Annotated in this window: 18 protein-coding genes; 9 read left to right on the forward strand and 9 right to left on the reverse strand. The window is 56.0% G+C overall.

Annotated elements, in window-relative coordinates:
• Positions 1-65 precede the first annotated feature (65 nt).
• The 3 genes from ACP5OT_RS07800 to ACP5OT_RS07810 are packed head-to-tail and all read left to right on the forward strand — an operon-like array spanning position 66 to position 3636.
• The gene (locus ACP5OT_RS07800; protein WP_424676104.1) at positions 66-1226 is read left to right on the forward strand and encodes an aminotransferase class I/II-fold pyridoxal phosphate-dependent enzyme; all 1161 of its coding nucleotides are present in this window, start codon (positions 66-68) and stop codon (positions 1224-1226) included.
• Positions 1227-1261: 35 nt separating this feature from the next.
• The gene (locus ACP5OT_RS07805; protein WP_424676103.1) at positions 1262-1579 is read left to right on the forward strand and encodes a hypothetical protein; all 318 of its coding nucleotides are present in this window, start codon (positions 1262-1264) and stop codon (positions 1577-1579) included.
• The gene (locus tag ACP5OT_RS07810) at positions 1576-3636 is read left to right on the forward strand and encodes a hypothetical protein (protein WP_424676102.1); all 2061 of its coding nucleotides are present in this window, start codon (positions 1576-1578) and stop codon (positions 3634-3636) included. Before ACP5OT_RS07805 ends, ACP5OT_RS07810 begins: the two co-directional genes overlap by 4 nt.
• A gap of 88 nt (positions 3637-3724) precedes the next feature.
• Here ACP5OT_RS07810 and ACP5OT_RS07815 read toward each other — a convergent pair whose 3' ends face one another.
• A complete protein-coding gene (locus ACP5OT_RS07815) occupies positions 3725-4642 on the reverse strand; it encodes a hypothetical protein (protein WP_428131835.1) in 918 nt (305 codons plus the stop codon).
• Complete coding sequence (locus ACP5OT_RS07820; RefSeq protein ID WP_424676100.1) at positions 4639-6915, reverse strand: hypothetical protein; 2277 nt, start codon at positions 6913-6915, stop codon at positions 4639-4641. The genes ACP5OT_RS07815 and ACP5OT_RS07820 overlap by 4 nt, the downstream gene beginning before the upstream one ends.
• 188 nt (positions 6916-7103) lie before the next feature.
• Here ACP5OT_RS07820 and ACP5OT_RS07825 point away from each other — a divergent pair, with 188 nt between their 5' ends.
• Positions 7104-8633: a kelch repeat-containing protein gene (locus tag ACP5OT_RS07825; RefSeq protein ID WP_424676099.1), complete on the forward strand. Its 1530-nt coding sequence runs from the start codon at positions 7104-7106 to the stop codon at positions 8631-8633.
• Here ACP5OT_RS07825 and ACP5OT_RS07830 read toward each other — a convergent pair.
• The 4 genes from ACP5OT_RS07830 to ACP5OT_RS07845 all read right to left on the reverse strand — a co-directional run bounded on the left by ACP5OT_RS07830 (position 8617) and on the right by ACP5OT_RS07845 (position 13892).
• Positions 8617-9825 carry a glycosyltransferase family 4 protein gene (locus ACP5OT_RS07830; RefSeq protein WP_428131837.1) on the reverse strand — a complete coding sequence of 403 codons (1209 nt, stop codon included), beginning with the start codon at positions 9823-9825 and terminating at the stop codon, positions 8617-8619. The two genes, ACP5OT_RS07825 and ACP5OT_RS07830, sit on opposite strands and share 17 nt — an antisense overlap.
• A 1-nt stretch (position 9826) precedes the next feature.
• Positions 9827-10987, reverse strand: coding sequence for a glycosyltransferase (locus tag ACP5OT_RS07835; protein WP_428112945.1), 1161 nt, complete (start codon positions 10985-10987; stop codon positions 9827-9829).
• A complete protein-coding gene (locus ACP5OT_RS07840) occupies positions 10987-13044 on the reverse strand; it encodes a DUF6541 family protein (protein WP_428112944.1) in 2058 nt (685 codons plus the stop codon). The genes ACP5OT_RS07835 and ACP5OT_RS07840 overlap by 1 nt, the downstream gene beginning before the upstream one ends.
• Positions 13045-13142: 98 nt before the next feature.
• Positions 13143-13892, reverse strand: a complete 750-nt coding sequence (locus tag ACP5OT_RS07845; protein WP_424676095.1) for a hypothetical protein — start codon at positions 13890-13892, stop codon at positions 13143-13145.
• 120 nt (positions 13893-14012) lie between these two features.
• Here ACP5OT_RS07845 and ACP5OT_RS07850 point away from each other — a divergent pair, with 120 nt between their 5' ends.
• The gene (locus ACP5OT_RS07850) at positions 14013-15065 is read left to right on the forward strand and encodes a homoserine dehydrogenase (RefSeq protein ID WP_424676094.1); all 1053 of its coding nucleotides are present in this window, start codon (positions 14013-14015) and stop codon (positions 15063-15065) included.
• A gap of 5 nt (positions 15066-15070) precedes the next feature.
• Here ACP5OT_RS07850 and ACP5OT_RS07855 read toward each other — a convergent pair whose 3' ends face one another.
• Together ACP5OT_RS07855 and ACP5OT_RS07860 are read right to left on the reverse strand one after the other, a co-directional pair.
• Complete coding sequence (locus tag ACP5OT_RS07855) at positions 15071-16999, reverse strand: LuxR C-terminal-related transcriptional regulator (RefSeq protein WP_428131840.1); 1929 nt, start codon at positions 16997-16999, stop codon at positions 15071-15073.
• A gap of 6 nt (positions 17000-17005) precedes the next feature.
• Positions 17006-17824, reverse strand: coding sequence for a hypothetical protein (locus tag ACP5OT_RS07860; protein WP_428131842.1), 819 nt, complete (start codon positions 17822-17824; stop codon positions 17006-17008).
• Between the two features lie 306 nt (positions 17825-18130).
• Here ACP5OT_RS07860 and ACP5OT_RS07865 point away from each other — a divergent pair, with 306 nt between their 5' ends.
• The 4 genes from ACP5OT_RS07865 (at position 18131) to ACP5OT_RS07880 (ending at position 24024) form a co-directional block, all read left to right on the forward strand.
• A complete protein-coding gene (locus ACP5OT_RS07865) occupies positions 18131-19318 on the forward strand; it encodes a sugar ABC transporter substrate-binding protein (RefSeq protein WP_428131844.1) in 1188 nt (395 codons plus the stop codon).
• Positions 19319-19420: 102 nt separating this feature from the next.
• The gene (locus ACP5OT_RS07870) at positions 19421-20944 is read left to right on the forward strand and encodes an ATP-binding cassette domain-containing protein (RefSeq protein ID WP_424676091.1); all 1524 of its coding nucleotides are present in this window, start codon (positions 19421-19423) and stop codon (positions 20942-20944) included.
• A gap of 694 nt (positions 20945-21638) precedes the next feature.
• Positions 21639-22838 (forward strand): sugar ABC transporter permease, encoded by a 1200-nt coding sequence (locus ACP5OT_RS07875; RefSeq protein WP_428113390.1) that lies wholly within the window; start codon positions 21639-21641, stop codon positions 22836-22838.
• Positions 22839-22965: 127 nt separating this feature from the next.
• Positions 22966-24024: a response regulator gene (locus ACP5OT_RS07880; protein WP_424675566.1), complete on the forward strand. Its 1059-nt coding sequence runs from the start codon at positions 22966-22968 to the stop codon at positions 24022-24024.
• Positions 24025-24064: 40 nt separating this feature from the next.
• Here ACP5OT_RS07880 and ACP5OT_RS07885 read toward each other — a convergent pair whose 3' ends face one another.
• Positions 24065-25657 carry an ATP-binding cassette domain-containing protein gene (locus ACP5OT_RS07885; RefSeq protein ID WP_424675567.1) on the reverse strand — a complete coding sequence of 531 codons (1593 nt, stop codon included), beginning with the start codon at positions 25655-25657 and terminating at the stop codon, positions 24065-24067.
• Positions 25658-25681: the final 24 nt, after the last annotated feature.

Here is a 25681-nt window from a genome sequence, read left to right on the forward strand (position 1 = left end):
GCTAAGCCGCTAACACGCTGTCAATCACCTATCCACTCTCTGCGACAGCGTGAAGGAGAGTTCCTATGACCAAACAGCGAATTGCGCATCGCATTCGTGCCGTTCCCCCCTCGGGCATCCGTCGCTTTTTCGATATTGCCGCCACCATGCCCGACGTGATCTCACTCGGGGTCGGCGAGCCTGATTTTATCACGCCGGCAAGCATTCGTGCGGCCGGACAAGCGTCAATTGATCGTACCACAGCCTACACCTCCAACTCCGGTCTCCGCGAACTGCGCGTTGCGCTGGCTGAACACCTCAACCGTCGGTATGGCGTCCAGTACGATCCTGAAACCGAACTACTAATCACCGTTGGCGTCAGCGAAGCGATGCTTGGGGCAGCGCTAGCCTTACTCGATCCTGGCGACGAAGTGCTGATGCCAGAACCGTGTTTTGTGGCGTATCCGGCATGTGTGACCTTCGCCGATGCGCGGGTGGTCTATGTCCCGACCAACGTTACCGACGGCTTTCAAGTGACCGGTGCGGCGCTGGAAGCGGCGGTGACGCCACGCACGAAAGCGATCTTGATCGGCTATCCCAACAACCCGACCGGTGCCGTACTGAGTCGCGCGCGTTTGTTAGAGGTAGCTGCGGTCGCCGAACGCCACGACCTGATCGTCATCTCTGACGAGATTTATGATCGGTTGGTGTACGGTGTCGAGCATACCTGTTTTGCATCATTGCCCGGCATGCGCGAACGCACAGTACTGCTCGGTGGCTTCTCGAAGGCATACGCCATGACCGGTTGGCGGTTGGGTTGGCTGGCCGCTCCGGCAGCGATCACCGGCGCGGTGCGTAAATTCCATCAGTATGCCATTATGTCGGCCCCGACCATGAGTCAGTACGCCGGTTTGGAAGCCATTTTGCATGGCGAAGAAGCGGTACAGGAGATGGTGTGTGAGTACAACCGCCGGCGCAACGTGATTGTGGCCGGGTTAAACAGCATCGGTTTACCCACGTTTGAACCGCAGGGGGCGTTTTACGCTTTTCCGCAGGTGAGCCATCTTGGGCTTAGTAGCGAAGCGTTTTGTGAGCAATTGCTCCAGCGTGAGCAAGTGGCCGTCGTGCCGGGTGATGCGTTTGGACCGAGTGGAGCCGGCTATGTGCGGGCGTGTTATGCGACGGCACTGAATAAAATTGAAGAGGCGCTCGAACGGATCGAGCGCTTTGTTCGACGGATTGGCTAATGGACGAACAGAATCGGCAGCAAGCGAGGTACACGATGGCATCGCACAACCATGAAACAACCACCGAACTCCGCTGCTCGTTGACCGGGCGACCGCTGACACCAGAAGAGGCGTATTGGGCACCGCCGTTGATCACGGCGCGTGACTTGATCACCGTCTTTTTCAAAACCCTGTTTACCAATCCGACAGCGCTAGGCGCGATTTTTCTCAGCGAGTTACCCAACGTGCCGTATGCACCAGAAGCGCGGCCTTTACTGGCCCGGCGTCGTTCCATTGAACAAGTCAAATTGCTCAGCCTCCTGTTCCTGATTGCCGTAGTGGTGGTAGCGCTGATCTTCTGGCTAGTCCAGTGAATGGGAGCGAATTCCAACCGGTCTCGACGACGGTAGGCGGTGGGCAACTGACTACCGGCCGACTAAGTACCGGTCGGCGTTGGCTGCTCAGTGGTTTGGCCATCGGCTTGCTCGTTGCTTTGACGCCGACCGGACGGGTTGTGTTGGCGACGACCTTCTGGCTCATTGCGCCGGGTTACCTGCTCGAACGCTATCTTCCCGGTGCGCGTCCGCATTGGTTGCTACGGATTGCGCTCTGGGTTGGGATCGGTTTGAGCATCCTACCGCTAGTTTACCTATGGACAACCGCCATCGGTGGAGCGGTGACGCCCGCTCTGCTGAGCGGAGGCGCATTCCTGTTAGCGATAAGCACCGGCGTTGCCGCTTGGCATGATCTCGCAGCCGTACACGATCGCCCATCAGCTGCGACGTGGTTGTTACTTACGATACTCGTTATCACCGCCGGGTTGCGCGCTGTGCAGATCGCCGATCTCGCTTTTCCACCGTGGGTCGACTCGGTTCATCACGCCTTGATGATCCGGGTTGCAGCCGAGACAGGGCGAGTGCCGTGGACGTTAACCCCCTACTTGCCAGTAGTTGACATGCCGTATCACTGGGGGTACCACGTGTTGATAGCCGCAGCGTGGCAGCTTAGCGGTGGTGAATTACCCGATGTAATGCTTTGGAGTGGCCAGTTCCTCAACTGGTTGCAGAGTGTAACGGCGGCAGCGTTGGCCTTGCTGTATTGGCGACGACCGGTGGCCGCGAGTGTAGCTGCCGTTATCGTTGGCTGCATTTCGTGGATGCCGGCTTACTACGTATCATGGGGTCGTTATACCCAACTAAGCGGGTTGTTGTTGTTGGTCGGCTTGGCAATCAGTTGGCACCATTGGCTGCGTGCCGGCGACAGACGGGAGCGGATCGGCTGGCTGGCTCTGATCATCCTCACGGCAATCGGTCTCAGTCTCGTGCATATGCGAGTCTTTGTGTTCGGCGGGGCACTGATTGCCGCAGAGAGTCTCGTGTGGGGCATTCGTCAGTCACGACGCACCATCAGCATCTACACGGGTCTCGTCGGGCTGGTCGGGGTTGGTGTTGCGCTCCTAGCAGCACCGTGGTGGTGGTTAATCCTCCGGCGCGTCTTATTACCGGCAGCAGTCGGCGAGCAGAGTTTAACCACCGGTGGTTCGTATGCGCGACTCAGCTACGACTTAATGTGGATTGGCCCGAACGAGTGGTTGGTCGCGTTGGCGTTGCTCGGCGCACTGCTCGGCGTTGCTCGGCGGCAACGGGCGACTACCATCCTCACGTTGTGGGTAGGTGGTCTGGTGGTGCTGACCAATCCGTGGCTGATCAGCTTTGTGTTGCCATCGGTAGGTGTGATTGTCTTGATCGTCGGTATTGTGCAGCGTCGTTGGCGTTGGGCTGGGATGGGGCTGCTCTTGTTGGCGATCAACCCGGCGACGGTACATCTGCCCTTTCTCTGGCTACTCCCGGTTGACATTGCTGCGATCAGTCTTTTTTTACCCCTCAGCAGCCTGATCGGCGGAGGGGTCGCATTGATCTGGCCGTCCCGACGCTGGTTGCAGATCGGTGGTGTTTGTGCTTTGATCGGGATTGCCCTGTGGGGTGCGCAGCAGCAACGTAACATCGTGAATCCGATCACCGTGTTGGCTACTACCGACGACCGCGTTGCTATGCGGTGGATCGATGAACATACTCCTACAGATGCACGCTTTCTCATCAACGCAGCACCCTGGCTACCGACCATCGAGCGCGGCAACGATGGTGGTTGGTGGATTACACCTCTCACCGGACGGTGGACAAGTACGCCGCCGGTTCTGATCACCTACGGCGACCCAACCGCCTTGCGCATAGCACGTCAGCTCAGCCAGCAAGTGATTGCGATTGGCAACGGTCAACCGATTGATCTGGTTCAACTGATCACCGATGCTCAGATCGACTACATCTACACCTCTCCGGCCGGCCCACTAACTCCGGCACAGATTGCCGGCCTGGGTTATGAGCCGGTATACACACAGGGTGGTGTTGTGATTTATCAGGTGCGAGCACCGTAGATCAGGTCAGGATCGACTACAACAGCGCCGGTGACGTTAGACCATCACGAACGCAGCCCAAGTCGTTACCGTACTGAGCTGGACCCCATTATTGTCCGATTATCCACCACCAATCACGCCATCCAACCAGTACCATGACATAGAGTATCAACATCACGCTCAGCACCGTATCAAACCGTTGCCAGCGGCGTGGTCGCGGACGGGCCAACCAACTAGCTCCGGCAACAACGATGAAAACGAGCATACCACTGCCGGCCAGGTAGAGTCGGTAGAGAGGGATGCTCGGATCAACCGGGCCGTGGGTCAAGCGCAGTACATTTTGCAAATCGGCAGCGATCGGTCCATCGGGTGGGAAGGCCGGTGCGAGTGGTGCAATAATCATAGCGAAGGGATTGAACGCGACTAGTGAGATGAGGGTAGGGTTAGGAACGGGATTGTTGGTGATGATCAGCGTCGCTGCTCCGACCCATACGAGCAGTGAACTATAGATTGCCACCAAGGCTGGCGGCGTTTGCTTGACTAAGGCTATCCAACCGAGACTATAAGCACCGCTAAGCAAGCCGCTTGTGAGGATCACGGCAAAGGCCCAGCCAATTTCAGGCCAGCTAAGGCTCCCAAACAACGGTAAGATGCTAAAGAAGGGTAGTGTGATCAGCACGACCAGGAGCATACCTCCCCACACAGCCAGCAAACGGGCAAACAAACGGGCAGGCGGTAACGCGGGTTGCAGGCCGGTCGGTGGTGACGTACTCGCGGCTACCAGTGGGGTTGTGACTATCACCCAACCTTGTAACGCCAGACAGAGACTCGTCGCAAATAACCGACCAATTTGCGCATGAGGAAGGGGAATAGCCTGCGGTGTTGCAACAATGATGTTGGTGAACCCCGACTGTTGGGCGATTAGCTGTGTGGCTGCGATCATTGCCAGCATTGTGCTAACGATCAGCACCGCGATGCGTCGTCGCCGGATCAGGTAGTGCCATTCTTCGCGCAAGATGACGCTCATGGTATTTCTCCCTGAACCCCACCGGCGGCAACCACACACCCAAGCCGATCGAGGTTGCCGTTGATCCGAAGCCGCACTTCACCGGCTCGCAAATATGGGTTGGCCGTCGGGATGGTGAAGTTGGCCGGATTGGTCAACGGAATGCTATTCCATTCGTCGGTGACCCAATTGTAGACTTGAATAGTGATATTATCCAAGGAGCCCGACGACTCAAGACGCACTTGAATGCTTGTAGCCTGTAGTGAGGAGAGTGCCGGTGGGAGGCGTAGGTGGAGATCGGCTGTGCTGCCGCTCAGTTGTATTCCTCGATCGTTGAGACAGCGTTTCGTCGTTGGATCGGTTACATCAAGACGCAACCAACCGGCGGGAAGATTAAGCTCGCCTTGACCGCTAATGGGTGGACGTAGCACCAACAGCGTCTCGCTGAGCTCAACCGTGAACTTTTCTCCGGCCAACGGATCACGATTGAGCCATGCCAACATAAACGGCCCCGGATCGAACCGATTTGGGAGCGTCGCGATGACCGCATCGATAAGGGAGCCACGGATACGAGCAATCTGTTCGACATTTGGACCGGTAAGCAAACCGTTATTCTGCAAGTCTTGTATGATCAATTGCCCAAGCGAATCACCGGTACTCGTTATCGGGAGACCGAGTGGCCAGCGCGCGACCGAACGCGCACCGGGGCGCAGGGTGCCGAAGAAGAGCAGATGATCACCGTAGACGAAATAGGTGTCGCGCAGGGTATACGGGCTATCGTTTTGCACATCAACCCGTAGCCGACCCTGATCGACAGTAAATATCGCCCGTATCGCCGGCGCCGGCAACAACGCAGTTGCCCATAACCCTTGGGCTTGCCATGGTTTGAGCTTGACCGCCATCTGTGTGGTCAATTGCGGCAGGTCCCTTTCGCTCCCATTCATCCCTTCGAGGTGACTCGCCACTCCTGAGAGCGGGCGAATCATGGTTGGGTAGGCAAACTCGATGTTCTCTATGCGGGGCATTGCCGACAGCATCACGATTGCCGTCTGGGCTTGAGCTTGTGCTGGATCGAGAACTTCGATCCACGTCAAACGGATGGCGGCGTGCGTAGGGGAGGCATTTGCAATCGCCCACCACACGCCTACGGTGCTGCTTATCATAGCAAATAATGCCAAGACGGCTGCCGGTACCACCTTTCGTCGCCACCAACCGATCATGAGTATGCCGGTAAGTGCTAAAGCGTACCACGTCAGCGCGGTCAGCGCTTGAGCGAAGGCTGGCAGGTCAAGCGTCGGTAGCTCGCTCAGCACCGGCAGAAGACGTTGTTCCTGGACGGTAGCAATCTGCGCAGTCGTGCCAAGAGCGGTTGGTAGCAACAAAGTCGGTTGCGCTAACGTACTCCAAAATAGTTCACGACCGGGCCAATCGGCCAATTGTTCGGGAGCGAAGGCCAATTGAGTAACACGCCCACGCCCTATCGGATATTCGATCCATGGCGGTGCGTTGGGATCACCGATTGCTTGCGCACCGACTACCGGCGCCAACTTCAAGCCGATCAACCGTGTTGTTAGCTCCAGCTTGCCGTACTCGGCGATTGGTTGGTTGTCAATGACCGTTACACCTTCGATCTGAGCAGCTTGTAACGCAGGTGGCAATGCAGCCAGCAGATCCACGGCGCTCACCCCACCGCCGACGATGAGGTGACCGCCGTTGGCAACCCATACTAGCAAAGCACTTTGTTGACTTGCCGTCAGTGGCTCGCTCAATGCAAACAGCGCTAATACGCTCAGAGTACTCAAGCCAAGTGGATGATCGGGCAGATCGTCGACGGTCAAACTATCGGTAGCAAATAGATCGCTATTCACCGGTGAAGGCCCGATCACAGCCCGCATCCGTTCGACCGGTCGCAAGAGGAGCAAGATGTCTTGTTGGGCGACAACTCCGGTATTGGTGGAAAGAATAACGGTAATTGCGCGCAGCGGTCGGGCAATAAACACATACAGCCAGACGACCTGCTCGGTATCGGCGGCGATACGGAATGTGCGTACATACTGTGTCGGCTCATCGATGAGTGAAGCGGTTAACGTGACCGTCACCGTAGGGCCTTGATTACGTAGCGTCGCGCGGATGGGTAGCCATTCGCCAACCACGTATTGACCGCCAAACGGGGTGAATACTTCCAACTCAATTTGGGCTTGGGCTAAGGTTTGTGCGGGCACACCGATCTGTACGACCAACAAGACGGTTAAGCAGTACAGCAGCAGAGCAAAACGCGACCGTCGTACAATCATACCAGAATGAACCTTGCACGTTAAGAGTGGCAATACCTAATTATACGAGAAGTTTTTGCCTGCTGTCAGCGTAATGCTTTGCCCACAGTTGTGCTCAATATTCTCTCCGTCGGGCGTTTGGTCACGCCGATACATCAAGTATGTGCTATGATCAACGCAAAATGTCAACCGAAGTAGCGTGCAAGATTATGACGAACGAAAGCCCTATCAGCGAACGAGAGCGTGAAATCTTGCGCCTCGTCGCTACCGGTGCTACCAATCAGCAGATCGCAGTTGCCTTAAATATTAGTGTCAATACGGTCAAGGTGCATCTGCGGAATATCTTTGCCAAGATCGGCGTTGAGTCGCGGACTGAGGCCACAGTGTATGCTATTCGGAATGGGATTGTAACCGTTGGCGAGACAGGAACCGTGATCAACGATGAGACATTGGCTACTGGAGAGGAGCCGGTCACTACCGAGCCGGTCTCTGCACCGATCGCTGCCGAACCTGAACCGCTCATCACCAAACCATCGGCGACCGAGGTGTCGTCCGTGTGTGCCGAAGGAGCAGAGCCAGTCACGACCGAGCCGGTCTCTGCTCCGACCACTGCTGAACCTGAACCGCTCATCACCAAACCATCGGTGACCGAGGCGTCGCCTGTGCGTGCCGAGCCGGTTCCAATCCCTCTACCGGCGCCTGAATTGACCGCATCTACTCAACCACAATCTCAGGCTATGCACAGGTGGTTTTGGCCGATTGGATTAGTGGTCGTGATCGTCATAGCTAGCATCACATTTTTCGTGAATACGCGCTTAGCGGCTAATCCACCGGTACCCGTCGTTTCGACCACGTCCGTTCTTATCGATTCCACTCAACGTTGGTTTATTCGCCAGCCACTCGACGAGCCACGCGATCATTTTGCGCTTGCCGGTTACGATCTCGAGCGACGACTCTATGTTATTGGTGGCATACGCAACAATACCGTTGTCGCCACCGTCGATCGCTACGATCCCGATACCAATCGTTGGGTAACTCTCACCGACAAGCCAACCGCAGTGAGCTATGCCCGCGCCATCACCCTCCGTGGTCAAATCTTTGTACCCGGTGGTGAAGACGAGAATGGGACGGTCAGTGACCGGCTCGAGATCTACGATCCGCGCGAACAGCGTTGGTACAGCGGTGCGCCCTTACCCGCACCGCGGAGCCGCTACGCCCTGGTTGCGTGGGAAGGTCAATTGTACCTCATTGGCGGTTGGGATGGCACGACGATTCGGGCTGAAGTCTTTATCTACGATCCGGTACTCGACCGTTGGGAGACGGGGCCGTCGTTACCACAGCCACGGCAATACGCCGGTGTAACCATTGCCGATGGGCGACTGTACCTGATCGGTGGTGAGGGGAGCAACGGCCCATTGCGCGAGAGTGCATGGCTCGAACCACCGAACAGTCCGAGTCGGCGTTGGATGGTCATTGCCCCGTTGCCGCAGGCGATCGCTCGCCCGGCAGTGATTGGTCTCTCTAACGCCTTGTTAGTCTTCGATAGCGAACGCCGCGAAAGTCTCTCATATGACATCGCTGCCGATGCATGGAGTAAGGTGTCGTTGCCGGCAGACGCGCAAGTATTTCCCGATGCCGTCTTGCTCGGTCAAAACGTCTATTTCGTGGGCGATAGCCATGCACAAGGTACATTGAGCGAGTATCGCGCCTTGTACGTCATCTTCATTCCCGGTCAGTAGGATGAGAATGGTAGACCCTGATCCACTGCTCGGCTAACCGATCCCAGTCATATCGTCGGGCCTGTGCGACTGCTGCTGACGCCATCGCCATGCGCCGTACTGGGTCGGCAAGCAATTCATTGATGGCTGTGGCCAGCGCTTGTGCATCACCGGGTCGCACTACTATCCCCGCAGCACCGAAGTCAAGCATCTCAGCCCGATCACCGACATCACCGGTGATGACCGGTACACCTAATGCCAAACTCTCGATCAGCTTGAGTGGTGAACGTGCGCGGGCGACGGCGTCATCGTAGACCGGATCAACACTCAGATCGGCGAGGGCAAGTAACCCGCGCACCGTTGTGTGTGGTACGTATCCGGTGAATATGACGCGGTCGTGCCACGGTTGGCGCGCAACATTCGCTTGCACGGCAGCCAAATCCTCACCGCCACCGATGATGAGGAGACGTGCGGTTGGATGTTGCGTTACGACCTGCGCGAATGCCGCAATCAACAGATCAACGGGATGGTTGTGCAGGGCAACCGTACCAACGTAAGCGATGACCGGTCCTTCGTCAAGGCCCAGCGCGTGCGCAAGAGCTGTGCGGATTGAGTCCGGTGGCACGGTGAATTGCGCGATGGCTACCCCGTTGGGAACGATAACGCATGGTTTGCCGGGTTGTCCCAGTTGGGCGGCGAGATAGTGCGTATTGACGGTGATGCCAACAGCCAGGCGTGGTAGGAGCCATTGCCAGAAGGCAAACATCGCCCGTTGCCAACCGGCAGTTACACGATTGGCAGTCACTTCATCGTCGTCACAATCAACAAAAAAGGATTTTCGGCGCAACAGGCATACCGCAATGATTGCCGCCATGCCATTAATCGGTTGCGGTTTGCCCAGATGGTAGTAATCTGCCGGCGAACAGAGTACTCCCCAGATCAGACCTAACGTTGAACGGATCACCACCCACAGCAAGGCGAGCGGGCTGAAACGCACCGTGGTGTTGCCAGTTTTGCGGGCATGCATCTGGCCCACATACCAGACCTCGACCCCATCGGCGACGAAGCGACGTTGATGGCAGGTAGCGAAATCGGGATGCAGGGCCAACAGACGCACGTGCCACCCACGCCGAACCAGACCGCGCGCGATATTGAAATACCGCCGGCCCGACGGTCGGTCAATACCCATTGGGAGGAGAAACACGATCCGCATGCTAGGTTGTTCCCTGCAACTCACGCGCGAGATTGGCGATAATCTGAACCAACCGCGGCCACGACTCGGCTCGTTCGGCAGCCGCTGTTTGTAGATTCGCCGTAAAGCGCGGCCCTAAATCCTCTTGGAAATAGCGAATAATCGCCCCAGCCAGCGCATTGGCATCTTGCGGTGGCACGATCAAGCCGTTTACCTCATCTTGCACAACCTCAGGCAACCCACCGACATGGGTAGTGATGACCGGTTTGCTCGCACCGAACGCTAACTGCACGACAGCGCTCTGAGTTGCGGAAATATAAGGTAAAACTACTACATCAGCCGTGGCGAAGATCGCAGGAATCTCTTCATTTACCACGTAGCGATTCACGAAGGTAATATACTGCGCAACATCAAACTCTGCGGCATAGCGCTGATAATAGGCTAACGATCCCCAAATCTCCCCAACGACTACCAAATGGACATCAAGATGTTGACATACTTTGGCCAGTGCTTGGATTAAATATTCAAGACCTTTGTATGGTCGCACAAAGCCAAAAAAGAGCAATACTCGTCGTTGCTCGGGGATGCCCCATTGTGTGCGCAAGTGTGCGATGGTTGCCGTCGGTGTCTCGGTCAAGATCGGCTCGTATGTTGGAAGGAAGGCCTTGACGATCCGGACATCCGGTGCCAATGCTCGTGCCCGATAGTAATCGGGATCGCTATGGACAATGAGCGCGTCGGCACGCCGCAAGACGGTGGATGTCAAACGACGGTCAATGACGCCACCACCATCATGGGGTAAGACGTTGTGGCAAATGATAGCAATGTTCGTGGGTGGTGGGCGTTTGAGCAGACTGGAAATCACCGTGAGGCTCGGTGTCCAATAAGGAACCCACCATTGCAGCAACAGCAGATCGGGCCGATCGACCCGCACGCGCCGCACTAACCGCCACCACGTGAGCGGGTTTATTGGATCGAGAATGTACTCACACTCCACACGCAACGGGTTCGAGCTTGGATCACGGTCACTCCGGCCAGGGAAGAGCCATGCCGGATACTGACGAGTAAAGGAATAGAAGAATGTGGTGTGACCGGCTGCACGCAAATAGCGTACCAGCAACGTCGTATACTGCGCAATCCCACCACGAAAAGGGTACGTCGGACCAACAACTGCAAGACGCACTAGCGAATTCTCCAAATACTCACGCCGTCTTGGCGGTAGATAAGCTCATACAACGGTGTGGCGTCAATTTGCGCCGGATCGAGATATTCGTCAGGCGGATTAGCCGCCGGGCCATTGTACAGATACGCAAAACCAAGTGAACGCAGTGCTGCTGCCGCTTCTGCACTACCAATTGGGTATTGTTGTATCGCTTGATGCTGTTCACGGATGATCTGCAACAGATTCGGCGGGTTGGTTGCCTCAAAGCCGACGGCCATCGGCAACAGATTCGTTCGCCGTCCGGTCAGAAAGGTCAACCACCAGCCTCCATCGTTACCGGCGTAAACATAGCCGCCGTAGGCTGCAAACCCGTTGACGAAAATCGCTGCATCTGGTGGGAGATGATCACGAATCCATGCTGCGGCTTTCAGATCGGCAGGGGTAGCAAGTTGGTAGGCCGGATCGAGGATCGTCGCCTGAAAATACGATCCCCACCCGACAACGAGGATACCACTCCCCAAGTGGATGGCAACGAGTGCAGTTGCAGCGTGACGAGGCAGGGTGATCATCAGGCGTGCGATTAGCCTGAACAGCGCCACGATACCCGCACCGGCAGCCGGTGCAATCACCAGGTAGGCCCCGATCAAGACGGTAAAGGTGGAGATCAAACCCTGCCCGTTCAGGCCGATCAATTGCGGGTTCGCGACCATCCATGCTAAATAGGCCCAGAGCGCGAGCACGATCCCACCGAGCTGCCGTCGCCAGAGCAGACTACCCAAGCCCAACGCGGCCAAAGGGAAGAGACCATGCTGAAATGCTGCCCCGACGGTTTCGAGTGAAAAAGGATTACTGGCTTCACTATTGTTGAGGACGAGGTTCGTAGTCAGTCGCGTGATCTGCCCCTCTCGTACTCGCCATAGCCAAGGCAATGCCAGCAGCAGTGTGCCGATAGCACCGATGGCTCCTACCGTCAGGAAGCGGATCAATGCTCGACGTTCGATTGGCCAAGCCGTCACGAGCACCGTTACCGTGTAGGCTACCAGCAGGCAGATCGCAAGGATCGCGACCCGGTAGTGACTGACCACCAAGCCAGCACTGGCGATGATGACCAGCACCAGCGGCCTGACCAGGGAACGCCATGACCGTTGCGGCTGCAAAGCGCTGTCGATCAACGTCATCCACGCTATCCCTGCCGCCGGCAAGACCGTCTGTCCGGCTAACTGCGTGTAGCGTCCCCAATTGACGTAATAAGCCGGATACACACTCACAAAGCCCACGATCACCGCAGCCCATACACCGGTCAGACGCGAATTGGTAAGTTGTGCAGTCAACAAATACATCAACGGTACTGACAAGCCGTTCATCACCTGCCCTACCCAGATCACTGCTTGGGTTGCCGGGATACCGGCGAGCCAATGCCACCAAGCACCTATCGTGTGAAACGCATAGTGATAGGTGAAGGTGACGGCAGGAGCATAAGGTTCCCATGATCGGAACAGGCCACCGTGGTCGATAAGGAGCTGGGTGATCACCGTATGATGATACGAATCACCGTAAAACCCCAGCGGCACATCACGCACAAGAAACAAGCGTACCGCACAGGCTGCACCGGTTAGCAAGATCAACACCCATCCGATCAAGTGGTGGCGTGGTTGAATTGGTAGAGCAGCTTGTCGCCAATTGCCTGAAGCAGGAGCGATTCGGCGTATCGCCGATGTCTGCGGCCACAAGGCCAGTACTGCACAGCCACCGATAACCAACCAGGCAGACAGTCCATTCCAGCGCCAGCCGATAGGTTCACTGAACAGGAGGATGAGAGGAAGGACCGTGCAACTCAGACTTGCCGCGTATGCCAGGCGTTCAAACCAGGGCAACGGGCTAGGGTGGAGCCAACGTAAGAGGGCTAACCCCGGTAGGGTAAACAGCATCCCGCCGCTGATCACAACTAATGGAGTGCGGAAGAATGACCACGGCAGCCACCAAAGCAATCCCGGTACGGCTATGCTAATCATTGCCGCCAGCCAAATCGCTGCCAGCCAGATCGTTGTGCGCGAGGAAGTGAGTTTGCCGGCAATCATGACCAACCGTGTTCGATGATCAACGTCAACACACTATGCAAGCCCGCTTATTGTAGCACGCCTACGTGTTCGTCGATCAACACGGTGCAACGCTCGATTTACGCATTAAACTGTGACCAGAAGAGCCGCTCGTATTCGCGGGCAGCCTGATCAACTTTTTCTTTCGACATCAGGTTCATCCGCACGAGGAGTTGACCGATACTTAACCGTTTGCCTTGCATATCAAGCCTAATCTGCTCGGCCAACACATCTTCCAATTGGGCTGCGGTAATGTAACCTTTCTCAACGAGATACTCACCCAACACCTGCGGTGCAGTGCGTGCTCGACTGCGCTCTTGTTGTTGGATGATCAAGGCCTTGGCCAGCTTTGCCGGAGTGATTAATCCGCGCTTCAAAAGTAACTGGCCCAGCCGTCGATCGGATTTCAGCAAACTTGTCCGTCGTTGCTCAGTCAACGCTTCGTGTAGTTCAGCTTCACTAATCGCACCAATCGAGACCAAAATATCGCCGATCAGTCGTGGTTTGGGCTGTTCGTGGAAATAAGACGTTTTTACATCGCTCAGCAAGCGTTTGGTGTGGATTTCGTTCAAGCGTTGTTGGGCAAATGCGTCAGACGGATCCAGGGCGAGTCGCGATTCCAAATAGGCAATAACGAGTTCTTCGTTGTCTGGATCGAGGACCGCAGCGCGTTCAAGACAATCTTTGCGCTGCCGTGGATTCTGCACGAGTTTGCTCAGTGCCAGCCATGCATCGCGACATTGATAGCCTTCGATCAAATGCTGACGGATCATCACGAGATCGCTATTATGGGCAGCGACAAATGGGCATGGAACCGGGCACTGTTTCATGACAGGCGACCTTAGATGAGTAATGGAACTTCGTTATGATGTGAAGTACCTCACCGCTAGAACAGATAGAATATAGATTTATATTATACACGCCTACCGTACTGTTGCCTAGGAGTTGTTATGGTTATCGTAAACACCATCGTTACCGGTTTGGGTAACATTGGGCGAACCCTGCTTGAGTTGCTAGCTCGTGATCCTGATCGGTTATTGCACCGATACGGTTTTACCCTGCGCATCGTAGGAGCAGCCGACTCTACGGGGGTAGCCCTCGATCCGGCCGGGCTTGATCTATCGGCGGTTGTTGCGGCGAAACGGCAGGGATTAGGGGTACGCACATTATCAGCCTTTCGTCCCGATCTGGATGTGGTTGCGCTCGCTGCAACGGCTGCGTATGATCTGTTACTAGAAGCTACACCTACGAACCTCCGCGACGGTCAGCCTGCGCTCGATATCGTGCGGGCCGCGTTACGTCGTGGGAAGCCGGCAGTGCTTGCCAGTAAGGGACCGTTGGTACTCGCCTTTGCCGAATTGGCAGCCCTGAGCGATTGGGCCGATGATCTTTCACCGCGCAGTCCGCGTCCGGCGCTACGCTTCTCCGGCGCCGTAGGTGGCGCGCTACCAACCATCAACTTCGGTCGCCGTGATCTGGCCGGTGCGCAGATTGAACGGGCCGAGTTGGTTGTAAACAGCACCACGCAAGTTATCCTCGAACAGATGGCCGCCGGCGCCGATTTTGCCGGCGCTCTGGCCGAAGCCCAACGACAGGGGATCGTCGAACCGGACCCAGCACTTGACGTTGATGGCTGGGATGCTGCCAACAAGCTGGTGATCTTTGCCAACGCGGTGCTCAGGCAGCCAACAACCCTAGCCGATGTAACGGTGCGCGGGATTCGTGAGGTGACGATGGCAGAGCTGGCAGCAGCTTGGGGCGCCGGTGGTCGGGTGTCGTTAGTAGCGCTGGCCGAGCGTCAGCCCGATGGTCGTTACGCCATGTCCGTTGCCCCAACCGTCCTTGGTCGCGAACATCCACTCGCCCGCTTAGCGCAGGGTGAGATGGGATTTGTGATATATACCGATACCGCCGGTCGTTCAACGATCAGCAGTCTTGAAGACGGGCCTTTGGGCACGTGTCAAGCGATGTTACGTGATGTGATCGAGATTATGTGGCGCTAAGGTCGTTACGGAATCAACCCCAACCGTCGCCCACGTGCCACCGCTTGCGTGCGTGAGGCGACCCCTAGTTTGTTAAAGATATTGTTGATATGCGATTTCACCGTACTCACCGCGATCACCAAACTTGCCGCAATCTCATGATTGCTGCGGCCCTCGGCCATCAGGCGTAAGACCTCGATCTCACGCTGGCTCAGTGGTTCGGGTAGGGTTGACGGTGCCGGTGTTATCGGCATACTCACCGGCAAAGGTTCATCTTGGTCTAAGCGGGAAAGGATGTATTCACCATAGGCGGGTAAGCGTTGGCGCGCACTCAGTTGGTGCAATATCATGCGGAGCGATGCACCGGCTTGCACAAACGGTGTAACGATTCGTTCAACCGTCGCCAAATCAAGTGCGGTCAAGATTATGTCGGTCACATCTTCACCGACAGCAAGGAGGGCCAGCCCGCGCAGCAGAGAGGCATCAAGCGGAGCTAGCATTTGCCAGATCTCACCTTGCATCGGCGCGGCCAATGCTGCGGCCAGGGCATGGAGTTCAGTGCTATTGCTGGCAGCGTGGGCCCGCGCCAATCGCCATTCGTACTGGGTGCGGGTAATATGTTCGCGCGCGTAGAAAGCGGCGATCGGTATCATCCGAAACTCAACCGGCGGGTGCAGTTGTGCTTCGAGCAGATGCTCGGCGGTCACGAGATCACCCTGTTCTAGTGCCAATTGAGCCTCGAAACCGTTCAACACCGCTAGCACCCAATCAATCTTACGTTGACGGGCCAGAAAGCGGGCCTGCCGCACAACACGTAATGCACCGGCCACATCGCCTCGTGCCCGATTGATCCGTGCCGTCACGATCAACAGACACAAATAGCTCGTTGTGTTCCCCGGCTTGATCGAACTCTCGGCTTCGGCCAATGCCGGCAATGCTCCGGCAAACTCATGACGCACACCGTGCAGGTCGGCAATCGCCAGAAAAGGCAACCCGATACCGGGTGATGCGCGATCGCGGTTGCGTTGCAGCATGTGGTTAATGGTCTCGCGACACGTCTGAATAGCAGTGCCGATCGAACCGCGCAGCGTTTTCGTATACGCATCATCGCTGGTAGCCATCGCCGAGATATAAGGCAAGCCGGCATTGAATCCATTGACAATTGCCTCACTAAACGCTTGCTCGGCACGCACCAGATCGCCTTGAGCGAAGTATGTATATCCCAAATCTTTAGCAATTCGCATCCGTAGGGCTTGATTATCGGTTTGCAACCATGCCAACGCTTGTCGCCCCTCTTGCAGCACCTGGTCGTTATCACCGCGTAATACAGCCAGTCGGACGTGCACTGCGCTCAATTCGCCGCGCAGATTCGCAATTGGCCCAAACGGCGTCGCAGTTCCACTCGCGACCCTGGCCAATGCTCGCTCAGCCACGGCGATCCAATACGCGGCATCTTCCATCTGATAGTCGGTAGTCGCCAGCCATGCACGTAACAGGGCTAAACGCGGATGTTGCTCGAAGGCCGTATCGGGGATTTGCAGCAACCAGCGGCGCAGCGTGGTTTCACCCACCTGTGACACCACCGCCAAGCCAATCGGTTCAATCATTGCGACTACGTCATCAAACGCCTGTGCGCGTAAGGCATGGTTGATGGCAAGCGGCAATATACCATGGGCAGCAAACCATGCGCTGGTCCGCTGGTGAAGTAGGGCGATGTGGTCTGGGCTACTCCCGGTTTCGAGCCGTTCACGCAGCACATCGGCGAAGAGATGATGATAACGGTACCAATTACGCTCAGTATCGAGCGGGAAGAGAAACAGGTTGTTGCGTTCAAGTTCGGCCAAGATCAACTGGCTGTACGAACTGTGGCTCTGTTCATTACTTCCTCTTTCATTGATGCTGATCACCGTATCACACAACGGTCCGCACAGCCGGTCAAGGATCGACGTTTGCAACAAAAATTATTGGATGTGGGATGGTTGTTGGTTAAAGACATCTTCGATCAGGTAATCAACCAAGTAACGATTACCGGAAATAATGGTATCAACCGGTTTACCTTGGTGCGAATGATGGCGTAAAGCCAGCGCCGCTAAATGAAGACCGGCCGGCCAGCCCTCGGTACTCTCCAGCAGCGCAACAATGTGTTCCCGTTCGAGGGGCAACTCCATTTCTTCAAGCAAAAACGCCGCCGCTTCTTCAGGGGTAAAGGCCAGATCAAAACTGCGCAGTTCGGCTAACTGCCCTCGTGCTCGCCAGCGTGCAAGTGGCAACGGTGGATCACTACGAGTGGCGATGATCAATCGGCAGCGTTGGGGGAGATGTTCGACGAGAAAAGTTATTGCGTGATGGATCTGGTTATCGGTGATCGTGTGATAGTCGTCGAAAACAATGATCGTTGCATCGCCTATTTCGGCGAGATCGTTCAGCAACTCGGTGCACCACTGTTCCGCATCCAGACCAACTTCGGTTTCGCGCCACGCTTGAAGCTGTGCCCGTCGCGTCGGTGGCAAGTGAGGTAATGCTTCCACCAAATACACGAACAACCGGCGTAGATCATTATCGGCGGCATCGAGGGTCAACCACGCAATCTGCGGCCATTCCTTGCGGGACTCACCGATCCATACGGTGAGCAGCGAGGTTTTGCCGTAACCGTCCGGTGCGGTGATCAGAACAACCCGACTGTGTAAGGCGTACCGCAACCGTTCGTACAGGCGAGGACGGGCTAACAGCGACGGACTTGCTTCCGGTGGTTGCAGTTTGGTGCGTACCAACGGCATCATACCCCAACTCCGTCTTGCTTTCTAGGGTGATGTATCTAGTGTACCACGCCTAATATGGTGTTAGCCGGCTGAACAAACCCAGATCGTCGATTTAGGGGAATCTCCCTAATGATGCTCTAGGAGGAACACCCTATGCGCATTCAGGGTTGTCGGTATGGGCAAGCCGGCGTCACTGTGCTTCAATGCATATATCAGGATCAGACCGATTACTTCGCACACATGGAGGTGTACCCGGCAACAAAGGTATTTGGCGTCCAGGTATATCCGCAACAGTGACGTTGGTTTATGTTCAAGGAGGACTCTGTCATGTCGTCGAAGAAAATTCTGTGGTTCGTTCTGTCGTTGATGACGGTATTTGCGTTCATGGTGAGCGCATGTGGTGGTGGCAGTACCGGTGGCAGCAGTAGTGGTGGCAGCAGTAGTGGTGGCAGCAGTAGTGGTGGCAGTACCGGTAGTAGCACCGGTGGCAGCAGCCAGCAGCTTGCGGTTGGGATCGTCCTTCCCACTAAAGATGAACCCCGCTGGATTCAAGACGAGACCCGCTTCCGCGAAGCGCTGCAACAGGCCGGCTATCAGGTTGAAATCCTGTTCAGCCAAGGCTCATCGGCCAAAGAAAAAGAGAATGTTGAGGCCCTGATTGCCAAAGGCATCAAGGTACTGATCATCTGCCCGCACGATGGTACGGCTGCGGCGGCGGCTGCCGAAGCGGCTAAGGCTGCCGGTGTTAAGGTTATTTCCTACGACCGTCTCATTCGTGAGACCGATGCTGTTGACTATTACGTTACCTTCGACAGCATTGCCGTGGGCGCCCAGCAGGCCCAGTATCTGGTCGATAACGCGAGTGGCAGCGGCAACCCGCTCTACCTGTACGCCGGTGCAGCCTCTGATAACAATGCCTTCCTCTTCTTCGAGGGAGCATGGAAGGTGCTCCAGCCCAAGATCGCCGATGGTACCTTCGTGATCAAGAACTCGAGCGAGGCAGTTGCACTCCAGAACAAGCTCGACCTCACCCGCGACGAGATGGCGAAGATCATCGGTCAAATTACGACCAACTGGGACTTCAACACCGCCAAGAACCTTGCCGAGGCTAATCTGACCGCTGCAACCGCCGCCGATAAAGGTACAGTCTACATTCTCGCACCTAATGACGGTACTGCGCGTGCGATTGCCGATGCCTTCGCCGCCGACAAGGACGTAACCAAATACTTCGTCACCGGCCAAGATGCCGAGAAGGCTTCAGTGCAGTACATCATCGATGGTCGCCAGTCAATGACCGTCTTCAAAGACGTGCGCACGCTGGTCAAAGATGCGATCAGTGCTGCTGTGGCCCTGCTTGAAAACAAGCAGCCTGAGGCGCGTGGCTCCTACAACAACGGCAAGAAGGACGTGCCGGCCATTCAATCGCCGGTGGTGACCGTCACCCGTGACAACGTGCGCGCCGCTCTTATTGACTCCGGTTATTATAGTGCCAGCGATTTCACTAATCTCCCGTAAGGCTGTCGTGATGTAATAAGGAAGGGGTCGTGCGGTCTCATCCGTCTCGGGCCGCCACCCTTTCCCCAAAATCAGCGGTTCATCCACTGAAGCGGTGCGTGTATGGAAACCCCTATTCTCGAAATGCGCCACATCACCAAAGAGTTCCCCGGTGTACGTGCGCTTGACAACGTGACGTTTAGTGTCAAGCGCGGCGAAATCCACTGTCTCGTCGGGGAGAATGGCGCCGGTAAATCCACTCTCATGAAGGTACTTAGCGGTGTTTATCCGTATGGTACTTACAGCGGTGAAATTCTGATCAACGGTCAACCTCAACGCTTTACCGGCATTGCTGATAGCGAACGGGTAGGGATTGGTATCATCTATCAAGAATTGGCTCTGGTACCGGAATTAACCGTCTACGAAAATATCTTTCTCGGCCACGAAATTAGTCGCAACGGGATCATTGACTGGAACGAAACCATCCGCCGTGCCGATGGAATGTTGCGTAAAGTCCGCCTCAATGTGAATCCGGCAGCAAAAATCCGCGATCTCGGTGTAGGAAAGCAGCAACTGGTCGAAATTGCGAAAGCACTAAGCCGGGAAGTCAAGATTCTGATCCTCGATGAGCCAACCGCTGCGCTCAACGAAGATGATAGTGAGAATTTATTGAATCTGTTACGTGAATTGCGCGATAACGGCGTGACCTGTATTCTCATTTCGCACAAATTGAAAGAGGTGTTATCGGTCGCGGATACGGTGACGGTGCTACGCGATGGGAAGACGGTCTGCACACTCGATGCCCACAAAGGTGAGGTGAACGAGCAGACCTTAATTCGCAATATGGTTGGTCGTGAAATTACCAACATCTACCCCCCGCGTACCCATCAGCCTGGTCACGAGGTGGTGCTGGAACTGCGCAATTGGTCGGTCTTCTCACCTGACGTCGGTCGCTATCTACTCCGTGATGTCAATATACAGGTGCGTAAAGGTGAGATCGTTGGTTTAGCCGGGCTAATGGGTGCCGGTCGGACCGAACTCGCGCTCAGTATCTTTGGGAATGCGCCGGGCTACCGCTTAAGTGGCGAATTGTGGCTCAAGGGGCGCAAACGGCTGTTCCACCACCCGCGTGAAGCAATTGCCGCCGGGATGGCGTATGTCTCAGAGGATCGGAAGGCGAAAGGTCTCGTGTTGATCCAGGATGTGCGTCAGAATATCACGCTGGCCAACTTGCGGGCATTGGCAACTAATGGCGTGATCGACCGCAATGCCGAGATTCAGATCGCCGAAAACTATCGCAAATCGCTCAATATCAAAACACCAACCATTGAGCAGCAAGTAGCGAATTTGAGTGGTGGCAATCAACAGAAAGTATGTCTCGGTAAATGGCTGTTTGTTCGACCCGATCTTCTGATCCTCGATGAACCGACCCGTGGTATTGATGTCGGGGCGAAATACGAGATTTATCAGTTGATGAACCAACTGGTGAGCGAAGGGATGAGCATTCTGATGATCTCGTCGGAATTGCCCGAAGTGTTGGGAATGAGTGATCGCGTCTACGTCGTGTCCGGTGGGCGTATCAAAGGTGAGCTGCCGATTGTCGAGGCGACCCAAGAGAAGATTATGGCGTTGGCAGTAGATTACTAATGTTACGAAGCGCACCGTGCGCCGCTCATAGTCGGCACACTGGTGTTTAGCAAATGATTACCGAACGGAGGCTGTCAGGGCGGGTGCAATGCCATCTGTCATTGCGAGCGGAGCGAGCAATCTGCCACACGTTAAGATTTCTCGGGCGCTGGTGCGCCCTCGAAATGACAGCAGGGGTCAGGGTGAGCGCAGTCCCCGCTGTCATTGCGAGCGGAGCGAGCAATCTGCCGCACGTTAAGATTTCTCGGGCGCTGGTGCGCCCTCGAAATGACAGCAGGGGTCAGGGTGAGCGCAGTCCCCGCTGTCATTGCGAGCGGAGCGAGCAATCTGCCGCACGTTAAGATTTCTCGGGCGCGGGCGCGCTTTCACAATGACAGCAGGGGTCAGGGTGAGCGTAGTCCCCGCTGTCATTGCGAGCGGAGCGAGCAATCTGCCGCACGTTAAGATTTCTCGGGCGCTGGTGCGCCCTCGCAATGACAGCAGGGGGTTAGGGTGAGCGTAGTCCCCGCTGTCATTGCGAGCGGAGCGAGCAATCTGCCGCACGGTAAGATTTCTCGGGCGCGGGCGCGCTTTCGCAATGACAGCAGGGGGTTAGGGTGAGCGTAGTCCCCGCTGTCATTGCGAGCGGAGCGAGCAATCTTGCCCACGCTTAGGCACACTGGTGTTTGGCGATGATCACAGTGTGGAGGAGATGATGAGCACGCAGGGTACATTTGTTCAGAATCTACGGCGGGTGTTGGGGCAGAATATTCGCCAATACGGCATGTTCATCGCCCTATTTGTGATAATGATTATTTTTTCGATCACCACCAACGGTATTTTTATCTCGTCGCGTAACCTCAGCAATCTGATCAACCAGACCGGCTACATTGCGGTGTTGGCGGTGGGAATGACCCTGGTGATTATCATTCGCCACATCGATCTATCGGTTGGGTTTTTGGCCGGCTTTCTCGGTGCGGTGGCCGCAATCGCACTGCGGTTCTGGGATCTACCGACCATTGTGGTGGTGCCGATGGTGTTGGTCTTGGGTGGACTGGCCGGTTTGCTGACAGCGTTGCCGGTCGCGGAATTGAGGATTCCTTCGTTTGTCGCTTCACTGGCCGGTTGGTTGATCTATCGTGGTGCGTTGCAGTTGGTCACCGCCGGTACCGGTACCATTATTATCGAAGACGAGAGCTTCAACGCGATTGGGAATGGTTTTATCCCCGATGTGCCGTTTACGTTGATCCCCGGCTACCATACACTCACCCTTCTGCTTGGTGTCATTGCGATCGTTACCTTTATTTTCAGCGAAATTCGTACCCGCAACAGGAAGCTGGCATACCATTTTGAAGTCTTACCCACCGACATGTTTGTACTCAAGCTGGTCTTCATTTCAGCATTAATCGGCTTGTTGTCGTGGATTATGGCCGGCTACAATGGCCTCTCGTGGACGATGGTGATTGTGCTGGTGGTGGTGGCGATCTATCACTTCATCACCACCCAAACCGTGTTGGGCCGCCATATTTACGCGGTCGGTGGCAACCCCGAGGCGGCTGAACTGAGCGGTATCAGCGTCAAGCGCATCACCTATATTGTGTTTGCGTCGATGGGTGTACTTTCAGCGTTATCGGGCATTTTGTTCGCCTCGCGGTTACGGTCGGCAACCACTACTGCCGGTACTCTGTTTGAACTTGATGCCATCGCTGCTGCCTACATCGGTGGAGTGTCGGCGGCGGGTGGCGTTGGCAATGTGATCGGTTCCATCATCGGTGCGCTGGTGTATGTGTCGCTGACCAGCGGGATGAACCTGATGGGTATTGATATTGCGTACCAATACATCGTGCGCGGTTTAGTCTTGGTTGCCGCCGTGATTTTCGATGTATCGACACGTCGGCGTGGCCGCGCCGGGTAATGATCGGCGCCGGTCGGGCGGGGGCTGCCCGACCGGAATATTTGCCCCAAGCGGTTTCTTCGGCGATAATACTCATCATCTCTTTGGTGTGAGACGCCGATAGTTCAACCGTGGTGGGGAATGGACGATGGGCATAACCCGCGTCGTGTTGGCCGATGACCATGCCGTTGTGCGGGCCGGTTTGCGCACTGCCTTAGCCGCCTTACCCGATTGCGAGGTGGTAGGCGAGGCGGCGACCGGCCCACAACTGCTCGCCGTACTGGCCCAGCATCACCCTGATTTATTGGTGGTTGATGTCGCGATGCCGGACTTTGATCCGATTGCTACCATCCGCCAAATCCACGCTGATTATCCGGCTATGAAGATATTAGTCGTCAGTGCCTACGATGATCAATCTTACGTCGTGGGCATGCTTGCCGCCGGCGTTAACGGCTACCACCTCAAAGACCAGCCGCTCAGCGATCTCCAACTGGCAGTCCAACGGATTATGGCCGGTGGCAACTGGATCTCTAGCCCGTTGCTCAGCCGCCTGATCCAGGCTGCACCACAAGTAGCGCATTCCTCACCGATCACACTCACCAAACGCCAGCGTGATCTCTTACGCCTGATCGCGCAAGGCTACGACAACCGTCGCATGGCCCAAGAGATGGATCTAAGCATTAAGACCATCGAAAATCACCTGACTGCCCTCTATCGTACTATTCGCGTCAGTAGCCGGCTCGAAGCCTACCAGTTTGCGCTGCGCCATCCCGAATTACTGGCCGAATCGGGACACGAAGCTGCCCTCAGCCGCGAACCTTCAACAAGCCCTACCCCACTGACGGTCATGATCATTGACGATAACGAGCGCTACCGTGCCCAACTCAAGCGTATGATCGGTAAGGCTTGCGCCGAATCGCAGATCTACGAGGCGGAGGATTGCCACGAAGCGACCCGCTTACTCCGCCAAATCACGCCCGATCTGGTCTTCGTGGATGTGATCTTGCAAGATGGTGACGGGATTCAATGTCTACGCCGGCTGAAAAGCGTCTCACCCAACACGCGGGTGATCCTAATCAGTGCCTATCCCGATCGGGAGTTCCGTCGGTTGGGTCTGGAAGCCGGCGCGCTCGCCTTCCTCGATAAGAAAGACCTTGATGCAGCTACCGTGCGGCAAGTGGTCGAAGATACACTACGGCGCAAGTGAGTGCAAGGGAACGGTGCCGAGGCGACACTTGCGGCAACGCTCATCCTGCCACACCAACCCCTTCCGCCGGGAATGGTGATGGATTGGGAATCTCGATCTGCAATTCCAATCCACCCCACACCGATCGCCCAATCTGCAACGTGCCGCGTAATAGCGATACCCGCTCGCTGATGCTGATCAAGCCAAAATGCTTCTGTTCGGCGAGATGTTGCAAGTCGGGCGGAGTCGCCATTCCACGCCCATTATCGGCCAATCGTACCATAATTCCCGCCGCCGACGTGCGTCGTACTTCGAGGACCACCCGGCTAGCGCGGGCGTGCTTGCGGACATTGTTGAGGCCCTCTTGCACAATCCGAAACACTGTCAGCTCAATCGTCTCTGACCAGCGTTCGAGCGGTTCGGCGAGGATCAACTCCACCTGAATCCCGGTCTGCTCACTCCATTGGCTCACCAACGAACGTAACGCCGCTGCCAGGCCGTGGCTGTCGAGCGTTGGTGGACGCAGATCGCTACAGATTTGGCGCAACATGCCCACTACTTCGCGAATCCCACGGCGAATGACTTGCAGTTCGTGTGCCGTTTCTGCCGCTTCGATCTCCTCTTCGAGGTGTTCGAGTTGGTAATTAAAACTGAGCAAATCTTGAATTACCTGATCGTGCAATTCGCGAGCGAGGGCTTTGCGCTCAGCTTCCCGTTCGGCAATTAGCCGGTGATTTGCCTCTTGCAGCGCTTGATTTAATTGATTGAGGGCGACCATCTGATCGTGGAGCCGCCGCACCAATTCGCGGTTGAGCGAATCTTGCTCGGCAAGATTGTCACGCAGTTGTAGTTGTTGTTGGCGCAACGATTCGGCTTGTTGCTGAGCCTGATAATAATTCTCAAATGCCCAAATTAACGGTGTGACCCGTTCTTGGCGTACCGAACCCACCATCAACTCCACGATCTCACGCGGTGTCGTATCGGCGGTACGGTGGAGTGCCGCTTGTCGCCCCTGGTAAAGCACTAACACCCGATTGGTGATCGCAAAAAGCAGGTTGAGATCATCGCTACTGAGAATGATGCCGGTGCCGTTGGCTGCTAACGCGCGTAGATGGTGGAGGATCGTCTGCTGACGAGCAAAGCTGATCGAAGCGAGAGCCTCATCGAGGATCAGCAACCGCCCAGGTCGGACAAATGCTCGCATCAGGGCCACGAGCTGCCGTTCTTCTTCGGTTAGATCACCGGCACGCTGATGGGCAAAGGTGTGTGGCAAGCCAAACTGTTCGAGCCACCGATACGCAATCTGCGCCATCGTTGCCTGATCGAGCCGTTGCCGTCTCTGTTCGCGGCCAAGAAAGATGTTCGCCAATACAGGTAACAGATCGACCAGCGCCGGCGTTTGGGGTACGAACTCAATCCCGCGCTGTTGCGCTAACGGTGTCCGCCAGCGCATTGGCTGCCCCTCGATCTGCACCTCACCGGAGGTGGGTGGGTAGATGCCGGCCAGCGTCTGCAAGAGCACCGACTTACCGGCGCTACGCAGGCCGGCCACGCCGAGAATGTCGCCATGGTCAAGCTCGAAACTAATCCCGCTAAGGATCGGCTTTGCGGCGAGCACAATCTCAAGATCGCGAACGGTAAGTAGTGGCACCATAGTGGCCTGATCATATCACGTGAT

The organism is Chloroflexus sp. (genome assembly GCF_049970315.1).
Taxonomy (GTDB): domain Bacteria; phylum Chloroflexota; class Chloroflexia; order Chloroflexales; family Chloroflexaceae; genus Chloroflexus.